Source organism: Pseudomonas asplenii (genome assembly GCF_900105475.1).
GTDB classification, from domain to species: Bacteria; Pseudomonadota; Gammaproteobacteria; order Pseudomonadales; family Pseudomonadaceae; genus Aquipseudomonas; species Aquipseudomonas asplenii.
On sequence record NZ_LT629777.1, the window covers coordinates 1,804,176 to 1,819,689 of the forward strand.

General features: G+C 62.7%; 17 protein-coding genes. 12 read left to right on the forward strand and 5 right to left on the reverse strand.

Going from position 1 to position 15,514, the window contains the following annotated elements; translation table 11 throughout:
- Position 1 precedes the first annotated feature (1 nt).
- The 3 genes from rpmB (at position 2) to BLU37_RS08155 (ending at position 1,945) form a co-directional block, all read left to right on the forward strand.
- A complete protein-coding gene (gene rpmB, locus BLU37_RS08145; protein WP_007921114.1) occupies positions 2-235 on the forward strand; it encodes a 50S ribosomal protein L28 in 234 nt (77 codons plus the stop codon).
- Positions 236-246: 11 nt separating this feature from the next.
- Complete coding sequence (rpmG, locus tag BLU37_RS08150) at positions 247-402, forward strand: 50S ribosomal protein L33 (RefSeq protein ID WP_003177274.1); 156 nt, start codon at positions 247-249, stop codon at positions 400-402.
- 160 nt (positions 403-562) lie between these two features.
- On the forward strand, positions 563-1,945 hold the full coding sequence (locus tag BLU37_RS08155; protein WP_090203863.1) for a hypothetical protein: 1,383 nt from the start codon (positions 563-565) through the stop codon (positions 1,943-1,945).
- Here the strand turns inward: BLU37_RS08155 and BLU37_RS08160 are convergent, their stop codons facing one another.
- Positions 1,946-2,308, reverse strand: a complete 363-nt coding sequence (locus tag BLU37_RS08160; protein ID WP_090203865.1) for a cupin domain-containing protein — start codon at positions 2,306-2,308, stop codon at positions 1,946-1,948.
- 236 nt (positions 2,309-2,544) lie between these two features.
- Between BLU37_RS08160 and BLU37_RS08165 the strand changes: the two genes are divergently transcribed.
- Both BLU37_RS08165 and BLU37_RS08170 read left to right on the forward strand, forming a co-directional pair.
- A complete protein-coding gene (locus BLU37_RS08165; RefSeq protein WP_010447918.1) occupies positions 2,545-4,038 on the forward strand; it encodes an aldehyde dehydrogenase in 1,494 nt (497 codons plus the stop codon).
- A 200-nt stretch (positions 4,039-4,238) separates the two neighbouring features.
- On the forward strand, positions 4,239-5,390 hold the full coding sequence (locus BLU37_RS08170; RefSeq protein ID WP_090203868.1) for an MFS transporter: 1,152 nt from the start codon (positions 4,239-4,241) through the stop codon (positions 5,388-5,390).
- Here BLU37_RS08170 and BLU37_RS08175 read toward each other — a convergent pair.
- Both BLU37_RS08175 and BLU37_RS08180 read right to left on the reverse strand, forming a co-directional pair.
- Positions 5,387-6,940 carry a phospholipase D family protein gene (locus BLU37_RS08175; RefSeq protein WP_010447920.1) on the reverse strand — a complete coding sequence of 518 codons (1,554 nt, stop codon included), beginning with the start codon at positions 6,938-6,940 and terminating at the stop codon, positions 5,387-5,389. The two genes, BLU37_RS08170 and BLU37_RS08175, sit on opposite strands and share 4 nt — an antisense overlap.
- A 59-nt stretch (positions 6,941-6,999) precedes the next feature.
- Positions 7,000-8,433, reverse strand: coding sequence for an aminotransferase-like domain-containing protein (locus tag BLU37_RS08180; protein ID WP_090203871.1), 1,434 nt, complete (start codon positions 8,431-8,433; stop codon positions 7,000-7,002).
- Positions 8,434-8,613: 180 nt separating this feature from the next.
- On the opposite strand from BLU37_RS08180, the gene BLU37_RS08185 reads away from it, so the two are divergent.
- The gene (locus BLU37_RS08185; protein WP_090203874.1) at positions 8,614-8,856 is read left to right on the forward strand and encodes a DUF1127 domain-containing protein; all 243 of its coding nucleotides are present in this window, start codon (positions 8,614-8,616) and stop codon (positions 8,854-8,856) included.
- On the opposite strand, the gene BLU37_RS08190 is transcribed toward BLU37_RS08185, so the two are convergent.
- Positions 8,853-10,145 (reverse strand): NAD(P)/FAD-dependent oxidoreductase, encoded by a 1,293-nt coding sequence (locus BLU37_RS08190; RefSeq protein ID WP_090203877.1) that lies wholly within the window; start codon positions 10,143-10,145, stop codon positions 8,853-8,855. The two genes, BLU37_RS08185 and BLU37_RS08190, sit on opposite strands and share 4 nt — an antisense overlap.
- A gap of 152 nt (positions 10,146-10,297) precedes the next feature.
- Here BLU37_RS08190 and BLU37_RS08195 point away from each other — a divergent pair, with 152 nt between their 5' ends.
- Complete coding sequence (locus tag BLU37_RS08195) at positions 10,298-10,651, forward strand: YkgJ family cysteine cluster protein (protein ID WP_010447925.1); 354 nt, start codon at positions 10,298-10,300, stop codon at positions 10,649-10,651.
- A gap of 125 nt (positions 10,652-10,776) precedes the next feature.
- Here BLU37_RS08195 and BLU37_RS08200 read toward each other — a convergent pair whose 3' ends face one another.
- Positions 10,777-11,265, reverse strand: coding sequence for an Lrp/AsnC ligand binding domain-containing protein (locus BLU37_RS08200; protein ID WP_010447928.1), 489 nt, complete (start codon positions 11,263-11,265; stop codon positions 10,777-10,779).
- A 157-nt stretch (positions 11,266-11,422) separates the two neighbouring features.
- On the opposite strand from BLU37_RS08200, the gene dadA reads away from it, so the two are divergent.
- The 5 genes from dadA (at position 11,423) to BLU37_RS08225 (ending at position 15,489) form a co-directional block, all read left to right on the forward strand.
- A complete protein-coding gene (dadA, locus tag BLU37_RS08205; protein ID WP_010447930.1) occupies positions 11,423-12,724 on the forward strand; it encodes a D-amino acid dehydrogenase in 1,302 nt (433 codons plus the stop codon).
- On the forward strand, positions 12,696-13,049 hold the full coding sequence (locus tag BLU37_RS08210; protein WP_010447932.1) for a RidA family protein: 354 nt from the start codon (positions 12,696-12,698) through the stop codon (positions 13,047-13,049). Before dadA ends, BLU37_RS08210 begins: the two co-directional genes overlap by 29 nt.
- Before the next feature lie 88 nt (positions 13,050-13,137).
- Positions 13,138-14,211, forward strand: coding sequence for an alanine racemase (alr, locus tag BLU37_RS08215; protein WP_090203880.1), 1,074 nt, complete (start codon positions 13,138-13,140; stop codon positions 14,209-14,211).
- Positions 14,212-14,340: 129 nt separating this feature from the next.
- Complete coding sequence (locus BLU37_RS08220; RefSeq protein ID WP_010447936.1) at positions 14,341-14,889, forward strand: cupin domain-containing protein; 549 nt, start codon at positions 14,341-14,343, stop codon at positions 14,887-14,889.
- 186 nt (positions 14,890-15,075) lie between these two features.
- Positions 15,076-15,489, forward strand: a complete 414-nt coding sequence (locus tag BLU37_RS08225) for a c-type cytochrome (RefSeq protein ID WP_019362669.1) — start codon at positions 15,076-15,078, stop codon at positions 15,487-15,489.
- The last annotated feature ends 25 nt before the right edge of the window (positions 15,490-15,514 follow it).

Below are 15,514 nucleotides of genomic sequence, written 5' to 3' on the forward strand. Positions count from 1 at the left end.
CATGTCTAGAGTCTGTCAAGTTACCGGTAAGGGTCCGGTGACTGGGAATAACATTTCCCACGCAAACAACAAAACCCGTCGTCGTTTCCTGCCGAACCTGCAGCATCACCGCTTCTGGGTCGAGTCGGAGAAGCGTTTTGTGCGTCTGCGCGTTTCCGCCAAGGGCATGCGTATCATCGACAAGCGCGGCATTGATGTCGTGCTGGCCGAACTGCGCCGCGATGGCAAGGTTTAAGGAGCTAAATCATGCGTGAATTGATTCGTTTGATCTCGAGCGCCGGTACTGGTCACTTCTACACGACTGACAAGAACAAGCGCACTACTCCGGACAAAATCGAGATCAAGAAATATGATCCGGTTGTTCGTAAGCACGTGATCTACAAGGAAGGCAAAATCAAGTAATTGATTTTGTTCTTCGAGAAAAACCCCGACTTGTTCGGGGTTTTTTTTCGCCTTTTTTCGGCCATTTCCTGCATGTCGTGACGCCATTTCCTGCGTTTTTCCCGTTGTTCCTTTCCTAGACTGCCTGAACAACCCGAAAACGCAGTCACGGAGGACGCTCATGATCATCGCAAGGATGTTGGCATTGCTGCTGTTGGTATGCCTGGCGGCAGCCAGCGTCGCGGTTTCGGCGGCGCCCTCGGCCGCCGCCGACCTCACCACCGAAGCCTATGTGCTCAGGCTGGTCCAGGCGACGCGTACGGCCTGGCCGGAGTTGGCCCGGTACCACCAGACCACCCGGGTGTTTGCCCGTATCCAGCTATTGGCTAGTGATGGGCGGCGGGCCTGGGTGATGGATGCGCAGGGTGGTCGTGAGGTGGAGATGGCGAAGGTCCGGGACCTCGGTGTCAGCTACGAGTACCAACGCTATCGCAAGCTGCTCTGGCGGGGGCGTCCCGCCATCTTTATCGGTTTGGGAGAGGCGCCACCGGCATCGGAGCGGCAGCGATTGAAGGATCCACTGGCGGTGCCCGAGCTGTTCAGCCTGGCGACCCACGAAGCCTTTCATTTTTATGTCGAAGCCGACTGGTTGCCCTTGCCGGGGGCGGAACGCAGCATCAGCTATCCTGCCAGTGCCGAGCCGAGGCTTTATCGTAACCGGATCATTCACCAGTTGCTGGCTGCGGTCCAGGGACGCTCCGAGGGGCTGGCGCAGGCCAGTTACTGGTATCGCCGCTGGCTGGACGAACATGCCGAGGAGGTGCAGCGTCTGCGCCAGACCGATCGCTCCGAGGGCAGTGCACGTCATGTGGAGTCGATTGCCAACCTGCTGGCCCGGGGTCTGCGTCCGGACTCGGCCGAAGGGATGCAACTGATGCTTGAGGCATTGGCCCATCAGGCGCAGACGGACTTTCTGGCCGCTGATCTGGAAAGTTATGTTTTAGGCGACCTGGCCGGCTATCTGCTCGAACGTGAGGGTGTCGACTGGCTCGCGCGCATGGCCCAGGGCGAAACACCGCTGGCGATGCTTCTGGAGTCGGTGACACCGGTTGCCGCGCCTGCCGACGAAACCATGGAGCGACGCATCCGCAAGGCCATCGCCGCAGCCAACCGTCAGGCGGCGCAAGCCTTCGAGCCATTCCTGCAGCGCTTCCATGATCCGGCCGGTGGGCACTTGCTGGTACCGAACCGGGCCATGTCGGGTAGTTTCGAAGTGAGCAACTCCTACCGGCTGAGCACGCAGCCGGGCACGATCGAAGTCGGGGTGAGCGCGGGATTCGCCCTGGATGATGGCCGGATCGATCTTCGGGCGGCCACGGTTGCCACCCAGTTGAAATCGGCATGCGGCCGCGAGGATCTCTACTGGATTGTGGCGTTGGCTCCGGCCGAGCTGGAGAAAACCGCCGAAGGCCGGCTACGTCTTGAACGGGCCGACCTTACGCTCTACATCCCGTATCCACAGCGTTCCGTCGAAGCTCCTCGGAGCTGGTGCGTCGCTACCTGATCAGGCTTTCTGTTCGAACACCACGTAGATCTTGCGGCAGTGTTCCAGCACTTCCCAGGTGCCCTTGAAACCGGCCGGAATCACGAAGCGGTCGCCGGCGCGCAGGGTCTTGGCGTTGCCGTCGTTGTCGCGCAGTACCGAGACGCCCTGGACGATTTCGCAGTATTCGTGCTCGGTGTAATTCACGTTCCACAGGCCGACCGCGCCTTCCCAGACGCCCGCATTCATCTGTCCACAGGGGCTGTTGTAGTGGTTGAAGACTGTCTGTTCCGGATCGCCCTTGAGGACCTTCTCCGGCGCCGGGCGGAAACGTTCGGGCGCGGTGCTGGCTTCGCTGAAGTCGACGATGTCCTGGATGTTCATTGCTGCTTTCCCTCGACAGTGACAAGGCAGGTACTCGGAAGCTTCGAGTCTATGTTTATTAAAACGAACATGGCAACGGTGTTTGCCAGTCTGCTGTCAAATATATTGAAACTTCAGCGGCCGCTGGTTTAGGGTGGTGGTTACTGCGGGCCAAAAATGGCCACCGGACAGAATTCTCGACGGTGCTGACGCGAGAGTGCGTGGCGCTTCTAATTCAATAAGAGGAGGACACTCGCATGACCACCCTGACTCGTGCTGACTGGGAACAACGCGCCCGCGAGCTGAAGATTGAAGGCCGCGCCTACATCAATGGCGAATACACCGCCGCCGTTTCGAACGAAACCTTCGAGTGCATCAGCCCGGTCGACGGCCGGCTGCTGGCCCAGGTCGCGAGCTGCGACAGCGCCGACGCCCAGCGCGCGGTGGAAAATGCCCGTGCCACCTTCGATTCCGGCGTCTGGTCGCGCCTGGCGCCGGCCAAGCGCAAGGCGACGATGATCCGTTTCGCCGCGCTGCTGAAAACCAATGCCGAAGAACTGGCCCTGCTTGAAACCCTGGACATGGGCAAGCCGATCACCGACTCGCTGTTCATCGACGTGCCGGGCGCGGCCCAGGCGCTGAGCTGGAGCGGCGAAGCCATCGACAAGATCTATGACGAAGTCGCCGCGACGCCCCATGATCAACTGGGGCTGGTGACCCGCGAACCGGTGGGTGTGGTCGGTGCCATCGTGCCGTGGAACTTCCCATTGATGATGGCCTGCTGGAAGCTCGGCCCGGCCCTGGCCACCGGCAACTCGGTCATCCTCAAGCCGTCGGAAAAGTCCCCGCTGACCGCCATTCGCATCGCCGCCCTGGCTATCGAGGCCGGTATCCCGGCCGGCGTGCTCAACGTGCTGCCTGGCTATGGTCACACCGTTGGCAAGGCATTGGCCCTGCACATGGACGTCGACACCCTGGTATTCACCGGCTCGACCAAGATCGCCAAGCAACTGCTGGTCTACTCCGGCGAGTCGAACATGAAGCGCGTCTGGCTCGAAGCCGGCGGCAAGAGCCCGAACATCGTGTTTGCCGACGCCCCCGACCTGAAGGCCGCCGCCGAGGCGGCTGCCAGTGCGATCGCTTTCAATCAGGGCGAGGTGTGCACCGCCGGTTCGCGTCTGCTGGTCGAGCGCTCGATCAAGGACACCTTCCTGCCGCTGGTGGTCGAGGCGCTCAAGGCCTGGAAGCCGGGCAATCCGCTGGACCCGGCGACCAACGTTGGGGCACTGGTGGATACCCAGCAGATGAACACCGTACTGTCCTATATCGACGCCGGGCATGCCGACGGCGCCAAGCTGGTGGTCGGGGGCAAGCGAACCCTGCAGGACAGCGGCGGTACCTACGTCGAGCCGACGATTTTCGACGGCGTGACCAACGCGATGAAAATCGCCCAGGAAGAAATCTTCGGCCCGGTGCTGTCGGTACTCACCTTCGATACCGTCGAGCAGGCGATCCAGATCGCCAACGACACGCCCTATGGCCTGGCCGCTGCGGTCTGGACTACCAACATCTCCAAGGCGCACCTGACCGCCAAGGCCCTGCGGGCCGGCAGCGTGTGGGTCAACCAGTACGATGGCGGCGACATGACCGCGCCGTTCGGTGGCTTCAAGCAGTCGGGTAACGGCCGCGACAAGTCGCTGCATGCCTTCGACAAGTACACCGAACTGAAGTCGACCTGGATCAAGCTGTAATGCGCGCCTGATGCGGTCCTTGTGGGAGCGGGCTCGCCGGCGAAGCTTTTAGCGCCCTCAAGGCCGCTTTCGCTGGCAAGCCAGCTCCCGCAGATCGGGGCTGCTTGCAGCAAGGTGATAATCCACGACGCAGCCGGGCTTTCCGCGAGGAGGTCCGGCTGCGTCGTCTCTGACGAGAACTTATCCACAGGAGCGTGGAAATGCGTTGGGCGACTTATTTCGCCGTCCTGGCTTCGGTACTCAGTGTCGGCCTGGCGCTGGGGGTGAGCATGCCGCTGGTGTCGTTGCGGCTGGAGGGCTGGGGCTATGGCTCGTTCGCCATCGGCGTCATGGCGGCGATGCCGGCCATTGGCGTGCTGGTCGGGGCCAGTCTCTCCAGTCGGTTGGCGGCACGCCTGGGTACCGCCCGGCTGATGGCGCTGTGTCTGTGGGCGGGGGCCTTGTCCATCGGTCTGCTGGCATTGCTGCCGAGCTATCCGGTGTGGCTGGCGTTGCGCCTGATGATCGGGGTGATCCTGACGATCGTGTTCATCCTCGGCGAAAGCTGGATCAACCAGCTGGTGCTCGAGCGCTGGCGTGGGCGCCTGGTGGCGCTTTATGGCAGCAGCTACGCCTTGAGCCAATTGGCCGGGCCGCTCTTGCTGGCGGCGGTGGGCACCGACGGCGACTATGGTTTCTGGGTGGGTGTGGGGTTGCTGGTGACCTCGCCGTTCCTGTTGCTGGGGCGTAGCGGTGCGCCGAGTGCAGAGTCCGGACGGGTGACGCTGGTGGACCTGCTGGGCTTCTGTCGCGGGCTGCCGGCGATCGCCTGGGCCATTGCCTTGTTCGCCGCTTTCGAAGCGATGATCCTGACCTTGCTGCCGGTGTATTGCCTGCGCCAGGGCTTCACGGCGGATATCGCCCTGGCGATGGTCAGCACCGTGGTGGTCGGCGACGCGCTGTTGCAACTGCCTATCGGCGCGCTGGCTGACCGGATATCGCGGCGGACGATGTTCGTCGGCTGCGCGGTGGCGCTGATGCTGTCGAGCCTGGCGGTGCCGATGCTGATCGATACCCTGCTGATCTGGCCGTTGTGGGTGCTGTTCGGGGCGAGTGCGGGCGGCTTGTTCACCTTGTCGCTGATCCTCATCGGCGAGCGTTACCGTGACGACGCTCTGGTTCGGGCCAACGCCCACATCGCCCAACTGTGGGGCATCGGTTGCCTGCTCGGGCCGTTGGCGGCGGGGGCGGGTAGCCAGTGGATCAGCGGACATGCCTTGCCGCTGTTCATGGCAGCGGGTGCGCTTGGCCTGGTGGTGCTGGTGTCGCGCCAGGGTGCGTTTGGCCGGACCGAGCCGGTGTCCGTGGCTTAAAGCATGCGCTCCAGGCCGACGCGGTTGGTCAGCCAGGCATTGAAGCGGCGCCACCAACTGCCGGGTTCGCGGTGCAGGACATGGATCTGGCCGTTGTCTTCGGTGACCCACACCAGTTGCCCGGCCTCCAGGCGCGGCTCGTAGCTCAGCGCCGGCGCCATGCCTTGCAGAGCCAGGGTGCGGACGTGTTCGGCCAGTAGCGGGCTGTCTACCAGCACCCCGACTTCGGTGTTCCACAGCACCGAACGTGGGTCGAAGTTGAACGAGCCGATAAAGGCCTTGCGCCGGTCAAAGATCATTGCCTTGCTGTGCAGGCTGGAATCCGAGCCCTTGGAGGAGCCTGCGTGGAACAGACGCGGGCCGCTGCTGCCTGGGTCGCCGGGTTGGCGGCGCAGCTCGAACAGCCTCACCCCGTGCTCCAGCAGCGCCTTGCGGTAGGGCGCGTAGCCGCCATGCACGGCTGGCACGTCGGTGGCTTCCAGGGAGTTGGTCAGCAGGCTGACCGAGACTCCGGCGTCGGCCCGCCCCGTCAGGTACAGCAGCCCCGGTTGGCCGGGGACGAAGTACGCGGAGATCATCATCAGCTCGCTGTGCACGCTGCTCAACTCGGGAGCCAACTGGGTGGTCAGCAGCAGACGCGGATCGGGCTCGTCCTTTGCCAGCACCTTGCTCGGTGCGTCCCAGAGTGCCTGGTTCCAGGCCCAGATCAGCTCGCGGCGCCAGGTGTCCAGCTTGGGGTGATACTGGTAGTCGGCCAGGCGCTGATACAACGCGGGGTTGCGCTGGCGCAAGACGGCAAGGGAGCGCTGCAGGCGTTCGCGGGTCTCGGTCAGGTCGCTGGCGGTCGGTTGATGTGACAGCAGCTCGGCGATGGGTTTGCTCAGGGCGCTGTTCCAGTATTGGTCGAAACTGTGGCCGAGTTGTTCGGCCACCGGCCCGACGCTGAGCATGTCGATATCGGTGAAGTTCAGGTCCTGTTGCGCGCCGAAATATTCGTCGCCCAGGTTGCGTCCGCCGACGATGGCTGCGCTGTTGTCGGCCAGCCACAACTTGTTGTGCATGCGCCGATGCTGGCGGGACAGGTTGAACAGCCGGCCTAGCGTGCGCGTGGCCAGGGTGCTGCGGCCCAGGTCCAGCGGGTTGAACAGGCGGATCTGGATATGCGGATGCGCGGCCAGCGTGGCAATGAGGTCGTCGAGGCCGTCGCTGGTGGTATCGTCGAGCAGGATGCGCACCCGGACGCCGCGATCGGCGGCCTTGAGCAACTCATCCACCAGCAGCCGCGTGCTCAGGCCGTCATGGACGATGTAGTACTGCAGGTCGAGGCTGCTCCGGGCATTGCGGATCAGTTCGGCGCGTGCCCGGAACGCCTCGCCGCCATTGGGCAGCAGGCGGAAGCCCGAACGTCCCTGATAGGCCGCCGCCTGTGCCTGGAGGTCGCGACCGAAGGCCGAATCCGCAGCCGGCAGGGCCTGGCTGGGGAGCCGGGGGACGTCCACTGAGGCGCAGCCGCCCAGGAGCAGGGCGAGCAACAGGAAAGAGGATTTCACGCGCGATCGCCCCACGTCTGGCTGGTATCGGGATATGGACGTTGTCTGGCAGATAAAGATCAATCGCTACTGTGCGAATTTTCGTTCAGCAGTCGAGTGGCGGTTACGCCCACCCTGCGCACCGCCTCTTCGACCTGTGCCGTTGGCTTGGCAGCGTAGTTCATCCGCAGGCAATTGCGGTACTTGCCCGAGGCCGAGAAGATGCTGCCCACGGCAACCTGGACGCCCTGGTCGAGCAGTGCGCGATTGAGTCGCAGGGTGTCGAATCCGTCCGGCAGCTCGACCCACAGCATGAAGCTGCCCTGGGGCCGGCTGGCGCGGGTTCCGGCGGGGAAGTAGCGGCTGACCCAGTCGAGCATCAGGTCGCGATTACGCTGGTATTGCGTACGCATCCGCCGCAGATGGGGTTCGAAATGACCGTTGCGCAAAAAGTCGGCGACCGCCAGTTGCGGTTGCGGTGCACTGGCGCCGGTGCTGATGTATTTCATGTGCAGCACGCGCTCCAGGTAGCGTCCGGGGGCGACCCAGCCGACTCGCAGGCCTGGGGCCAGGGTCTTGGAGAAGGAGCTGCAGAGCAGCACCCGGCCATCGTCGTCGAAGGACTTGATGGTGCGTGGACGTGGGTAGGTATAGGACAGTTCGCCATACACATCATCCTCGATGATCGCCACGTCGAAGCGTTGTGCCAGTTGCAGCAGGGCGCGTTTGCGCGACTCCGGCATGATGTAGCCCAGCGGGTTGTTGCAGTTGGGCGTCAACTGTATGACCTTGATCGGCCATTGTTCCAGCGCCAGTTCAAGGGCGTCGAGGCTGATGCCGGTGAGCGGGTCGGTGGGGATTTCCAGGGCTTTCATGCCCAGGCCCTTGAGGGTCTGCATGGCGCCGTGGAAGCTCGGTGAGTCCACCGCGACGATGTCGCCAGGCTCGCAGATGGCCCGGATGCTGGCCGATAGCGCTTCGTGGCAACCGGTGGTGATCACCAGGTCCTGGGGTTCGAGCTGGCAACCGGAGTCGAGCAGCAGCCGGGCGATCTGTTCGCGCAGGCCGAGGTTGCCGTAGATGTTGTCGTATCCCAAGCCCGGCAGGTCCTGGCGACGGCTGATCTGCGCCAGGCTGCGCAGCAGCGGCTTCATGGTCGGACTGCCGATGTCGGGGATGCCACGGCCCAACTGTACGGTGTCCTTGTGGGGTACCACGCGGATCAGTTCCAGTACGTGGTCCCACTGGGAAATTTCCACCGGCCGCTGGGCCGGACGCCCTACCACCGGCAGCGCCGGCAATTCACGGCTGGCCGGGACGAAATAGCCGGACTTGGGCTTGGGCAGGGCCAGCCCGTTGTCCTCCAGCAAGCGATAGGCCTGCTGCACGGTGCTCAGGCTGACACCATGTTCCACGCTCAACGCCCGTACAGAGGGCAGGCGGTCGCCCGGACGATAGAAACCTTGTTCTATGCGGGTTCCCAACAGTTCGGCGAGGTTTACGTAGAGGCTCATGGCGGCGGCTCGATCAGGAGGCGAACGGATTACCAGTACAGATTGCCAGAAAATTGGGGATTCAGTGAAGATTTCGGCAAATCTGTATGGAAATAATACAGGTTTTTTGGATCTGTAATGGTTTTGTCTGAAAGGCCATTCTGACGGCTCTGGCAACCGAGTAACGAAGGAGCAGTGGCAATGAATGGCTTGAGCGATGTGCGTCTGGTTTTGCGTGGGCAGGAATTGATGGCCGAGCAGGAGCGGGCAGGCGTGATTTCTCGCGTGGCCCCATGCCCACCTGAGATGAGTCGGATGAAATGGTTCTGGCATCGCCTCTGCACCCGCAAGGCGCTGCGCGAACTCACGCCCGACGAGTTACGGGACATCGGCCTGAGCCGCACCGAGGCCCTGGCCGAAGCTCACAAACCTTTCTGGCGTTAACGCAACTCTTTGAGCCGATGCCAGAGCATGCCCAGCGCCAGCAGTGGCGAGCGCAGGTACTTGCCGCCGGGGAAGGTGATATGGGGCACCCGGGCGAACAGGTCGAAGTCGCCGCTGTGCTGGCCGCTGATCGCCTCGGCCAGCAGCCTGCCCGCCAGGTGGGTGGCGTTGAGGCCATGTCCGGCGTAGGCCTGGGCGTAATACACATTGGGCTGGTCTGGCAGGCGGCCGATCTGCGGCAGGCGGTTGGCGCCGATACCGATCATTCCGCCCCACTGGTAATCGATCTTCACCCCGGCCAGCTGTGGAAACACCTGGAGCATCTTGGGAAGCATGTAGGCGGCGATGTCCTGCGGGTCACGCCCCGAATAATGACAGGCACCGCCGAACAGCAGGCGGCGGTCGGCCGATAGCCGGTAGTAGTCCAGCGCGACTCGCTGGTCGCAAACGGCCATGTTCTGCGGCAGCACCGAGCGGGCCTGCTCTTCGCTCAAAGGTTCGGTGGCAATGATGTAGCTGCCGGCGGGCAGGATCTTGCCGCTCAGTTCGTCGTTGAGTCCATTGATGTAGGCGTTGCAGGCCAGCACCAGGGTTTTGGCACGTACCGCACCTTGAGCCGTGTGAACCCGCACCTGCGGGCCGTAATCGATGCGGGTGACGGCAGACTGTTCGAACAGTTGCACGCCCAGTTGCGCGGCGGCCGCCGCTTCGCCGAGTGCCAGGTTCAGCGGGTGCAGGTGCCCAGAGCCCATGTCGATCAGGCCGCCGACATAACGGCTGGAACCGACCACGCTGTGCATTTCATCGGCCTGCAGCAGGCGGGTTTCGTGGCGATAACCCAGTTGCCGAAGTTCCTCGGCCTCCTCGGCGAAACCTTGCAGGTCACGGGGTTTGTTCGCCAGATCGCAGTAGCCCCAGGTCAGGTCGCAGTCGATCTGGAACTGTTCGATGCGACGGCGGACGATCTCCACGGCTTCCAACCCCAGCCGTTTCAACTGGTGTACGCCGTCCTGGCCGATGATGTCGGTGAACTGCTCCAGGCCGTGGCCGACGCCACGGATCAGTTGCCCGCCATTACGCCCGCTGGCGCCCCAGCCGATCTTGCAGGCTTCCAGCAGGACCACGCTCAGGCCGCGTTCGGCCAGTTCGATGGCAGTGTTGAGCCCGGAGAAACCGCCGCCCACCACGCAGACATCGGCCTGCACCTCGCCTTGTAACTGCGGGTATTCGGGATGCGGATGGCTGCTGGCGGCGTAATAGGAAGCGGCATGCCGGGCAGGGGCGTTCATGTGCGTGATCCTGAGGGTGGTGTTTGGAAAACTGGACGGGGGAGGATAAGCCGCCGCCCACCGCACGGGCAACCGCGCTACGGAGGGTGCTGTCTGGTACCGGGCTTTTCAGGCAGAATTCGAACCTTTCCAGGCCTTGGGTAACCGCTTCGATGAGCTGCAACAGCCAGAAAATCCGCTTTCTGCGGCAGCAGATTCCGTCTTTCGAGTGTGTACCGGGCTGCCATGACTGCTGTGGGCCGGTGACCACTTCTTCTGAGGAAATGGCTCGCTTGCCACGCAAGACTGCCGCCGAGCAGGAGGCCGCGCTCAACGAACTCAATTGTGTGCACCTGGGGCCGAACGGCTGCACGGTGTATGACGAGCGCCCGTTGATCTGCCGGCTGTTCGGCACCACGCCGAGCCTGCCGTGCCCGAATGGCCGACGACCGGTGGAGATGATCCATCCGCGGATCGAGAAGCAGGTTCACGACTACATCGCCAGCACCCGGCAGGTACTGGTCTAGCATCTTTCGGGTACGCGCCCAACTCGTGGGAGCCGGCTTGCTGGCGATTGCGATCTGGCCGTCGACACCCTTGTTGCCTGCACACCGCTATCGCCAGCAGGCAGGCTCCTGCAAGGGCGGCGGGTTCAGTCGGGGATCGGCAGGTTGAGGCTCTCCTTCACTTCTTCCATCACGATATAACTCTTCGATTCGCGCACGTGGGGCAACTTGAGCAGGATGTCGCCCAGCAGCTTGCGATAGGACGCCATCTCGGAAATCCGCGCCTTGACCAGGTAATCGAAGTCTCCCGACACCAGGTGACACTCCAGCACGTGGGGCAGCTTGAGTACCGCGCGGCGGAACTCCTCGAAGGTGTCGCCGGACTTGTAGTCCAGGCTGATCTCGACGAACACCAGCAGGCTGCCCTTCAGGTGTTGCGGATTGAGCCGGGCGTTGTAGCTCATGATGATCCCTTCGCGTTCCAGCCGGCGCACCCGCTCCGTGCAGGGCGTGGTGGACAGACCGACCTTTTCGCCCAGTTCGGTGAACGAAATGCGCGCGTCTGCCTGAAGAATCCGCAGAATGTTGCGGTCGATCTTGTCCAGCTCACGTTTGCTCTGGTGGTTGGTTCGCATAGGGAATGCGCCTCCGTAAAAAGCTATTCTGCCGAGAATTCTCGCCAAATATAGGTGCTTATATAGTGAAAAGCACTGGCTATTGTTTTTTACACTGCACACATCTTCGCTTTGAACATTAAACATCGGCGGCAGGCCGCGATTGAGGGGCATCAACATGCGAGTTCTGGTCTTGGGTAGTGGCGTCATCGGAACCGCCAGCGCTTATTATCTGGCCCGGGCCGGTTTCGAGGTGGTGGTGGTCGACCGTCAGCCAGCAGTCGCCATGGAAACCAGCTTCGCCAACGCCGGTCAGGTCTCGCCCGGTTATGCCTCGCCGTGGGCCGCCCCGGGCGTGCCGCTCAAGGCCATCAAATGGCTGTTGCAGCGCCATGCGCCGCTGGCGATCAAGGCCACCGCCGATGTCGACCAGTACCTGTGGATGGCGCAGATGCTGCGCAACTGCACCGCCAACCGTTATGCGGTGAACAAGGAGCGCATGGTGCGCCTGTCCGAGTACAGCCGCGACTGCCTCGACGAATTGCGCGCCGAAACCGGTATCGTCTATGAAGGCCGCAGCCTGGGGACCACCCAACTGTTCCGGACCCAGGCGCAACTGGACGGTGCGGCGAAAGACATCGCCGTGCTCAAGGAGTCCGGCGTGCCCTTCGAACTGCTCGACCGCGCCGGCATCGCGCGCGTCGAACCGGCGCTGGCCAACGTCACCGATATCCTCGCCGGCGCCCTACGCCTGCCGAACGACCAGACCGGCGATTGCCAGATGTTCACCACCCGTCTGGCTGAAATGGCCATCAAGCTGGGAGTGGAATTCCGCTTCGGCCAGGACATCCAGCGTCTGGATCAGGTCGGTGACCGGATCAACGGCGTATGGATCGACGGCAAGCTGGAAACCGCCGACCGCTACGTGCTGGCCCTGGGCAGCTATTCGCCACAATTGCTCAAGCCGCTGGGGATCAAGGCGCCGGTCTACCCGCTCAAGGGATACTCGCTGACCGTGCCGATCACCAACCCGGCGATGGCCCCGACCTCGACCATTCTCGATGAGACCTACAAGGTCGCGATCACTCGTTTCGACAACCGCATCCGCGTCGGCGGCATGGCGGAAATCGCCGGTTTTGACCTGTCGCTTAACCCGCGTCGGCGTGAAACACTGGAGATGATCGTCAACGATCTTTATCCTCAGGGGGGCGACCTCCAGGCTGCGAGCTTCTGGACCGGTCTGCGCCCGACCACCCCCGATGGCACGCCGATCGTCGGTGCCACGCCGCTGCGCAATCTGTTCCTGAATACCGGTCACGGTACACTGGGCTGGACCATGGCCTGTGGTTCCGGTCGTCTGCTGGCCGACCTGATGGCTAAAAAGAAGCCGCAGATCAGTGCCGAAGGCCTCGATATTTCCCGTTATGGCACCCACCAGGAGACTGCAAGACATGGCAATCCAGCGCCAGCTCACCAATGAGCGCATGAGCCAGATCGTCGTTCACGGCGGTACCGTGTATCTGGCCGGACAAGTCGGTGACGACCTGTCTGGCGGGATCGAGAAACAGACCCGTGAAACCCTCACCAATATCGAGCGTCTGCTCGATCTGGCAGGCACCGACAAGACCCGCTTACTGTCGGTGACGATCTACCTGAAGGATATCGATGCCGATTTCGCCGGCATGAACGCGGTCTGGGACAAGTGGCTGCCCAAGGGCGTTGCCCCGGCCCGTGCCACGGTCGAAGCCAAGCTGTGCGAACCGGAAATCCTGGTGGAGCTGTCTGTCGTCGCAGCCCTGCCTTAACCCGATCCCTCTTCCGGCATGGCCTGCGGCACCACCGCTTGCCCTGCCGGTTTTTTATTGCCCACTGACTGCCTAGAAGTTTGCCGCCATGCGTCCTGCCCGTGCCCTGATCGACCTCCAAGCCTTGCGCCACAATTACCGATTGGCCCGCGAAGTGTCGGGGGCCAAGGCCCTCGCCGTGGTCAAGGCCGATGCCTATGGTCATGGCGCAGTGCGGTGCGCCCAGGCTCTGGAAGCCGAAGCCGACGGCTTTGCCGTGGCCTGCATCGAGGAAGCACTGGAACTGCGGGCTGCAGGTATTCGCGCGCCGATCCTGTTGCTGGAAGGCTTTTTCGAGGCCGATGAACTGGCGCTGATCGTCGAGCACGATTTCTGGTGCGTGGTGCATTTGTTGTGGCAGTTGGAAGCGATCGAACAAGCGACCCTGGGTGCGCCGATCACCGTCTGGCTGAAACTCGATACCGGGATGCACCGCGTCGGTCTGCATCCGGACGATTACCAGGCGGCTTACCGGCGCCTGCTGGCCAGCGGCAAGGTGGCGAAAATCGTCCTGATGAGCCACTTCGCCCGCGCTGACGAACTGGGCTGCAAACGCAGCGAAGAGCAGGTCGCGGTGTTCGAGGCGGCGCGCCAGGGGCTGGTGGCCGAAGTCAGCCTGCGCAATTCGCCCGCGCTGCTGGGCTGGCCGAAGGTACCGAGTGACTGGGTGCGCCCGGGGATCATGCTGTTCGGCTCCACTCCATTCGAAGAGGCGCATCCGCTGGCGGCACGTTTGCAGCCGGTCATGACCCTCGAGTCGAAAATCATCAGCGTGCGGGAATTGCCGGCTGGCGAGCCGGTGGGTTATGGCGCCAAGTTCGTCACGCCCAGGCCGATGCGCCTCGGCGTGGTTGCCATGGGTTATGCCGATGGTTATCCGCGCCATGCGCCGACCGGCACGCCGGTGCTGGTGGCCGGGCAGCGCAGCCAGTTGCTGGGGCGGGTGTCGATGGACATGCTCTCTGTCGACCTGACGGACATTCCCCAGGCCGGGCTGGGCTCGACCGTCGAGCTGTGGGGTAAAAATATTCTGGCCAGTGAAGTGGCGGCCCGGGCCGAGACCATCCCGTATCAGATCTTCTGCAACCTGCGCCGGGTCCCGAGGCTCTATACCGGGGACTAGCGGCCAGCGCACGACGCCACAGACGGTTTCCCTCCCGCTGGATTCGGGTCCAAGTGTTGTAAATACTGAACGCTATGCCATGATATCGCTCAATTACAACATCGCCTGAAACCCAGGGGGGCTGCCGCATTGGACGTCGGTGAACGACTGCAATCCATCCGCAAAATGAAAGGTCTGTCTCAGCGTGAACTCGCCAAGCGTGCGGGCGTCACCAATAGCACCATTTCAATGATCGAGAAAAACAGCGTCAGTCCTTCGATCAGTTCGCTGCGCAAGGTGCTTGGCGGCATTCCCATGTCGATGGTCGAGTTCTTTTCCGAAGAAATTCTTCAGGAGAAACCGACGCAGATCGTCTACAAGGCCAATGAGTTGATCGACATCTCCGACGGTGCCGTGACCATGAAGCTGGTCGGCCGCGCTCATCCGAGCCGGGCCATTGCCTTTCTCAATGAAATCTACCCACCAGGTGCCGATACTGGCGAAGAAATGCTGATCCACGAAGGCGAGGAGACCGGCATTCTGGTTGAAGGCCGGCTGGAGCTGGTGGTGGGTTTGGAAACATTCGTCCTCGAAGCCGGTGACAGCTACTATTTCGAGAGCACCAAACCGCATCGTTTTCGTAACCCGTTCGACACCCCGGCGCGACTAATCAGCGCAGCGACACCGGCGAACTTCTGAGGTTCGCAGGCGCCAGGCCAGGCAGCGTGTACGTGCGGCGGTGTGCGATGCAACCGGAGCAATACCCCTGTAACTACAAGGGTTGTTTCGCAGTGGCGGTCTTGCCGCTATACTCACGCCCGCCTGCGAAACCGTGGTTGTAGGCCTGATTTAGCCACCATTGAGGGTGTACGCGTGAACCTAATTATGAAAATGCTGGCTGCACCAGCAACCGTATTGGCCCTATGGGCTGTCAGCGCTCAAGCTGCGACGAACGACGATATCGCCAAGCGCCTGGAGCCGGTCGGCCAGGTGTGTGTTCAGGGGCAGGAATGCAAGGGGATGGAGGTCGCGGCCTCGGTAGGCGGTGGCGGCGGTGCCAAGACCCCGGACGAAGTGATTGCCAAGCATTGCAACGCTTGCCACGGCACCGGGCTGCTGGGTGCGCCGAAAATCGGTGACACCGCAGCCTGGAAGGAACGTGCCGATCACCAGGGCGGCCTGGATGGCATCCTTGCCAAGGCCATCACCGGCATCAATGCGATGCCGCCAAAAGGCACCTGCTCCGATTGCTCGGACGACGAGCTCAAGGGCGCGATCAAGAAGATGTCCGGCTTGTAAGAGCGCGCAGCTTCCCGAAAAAGCC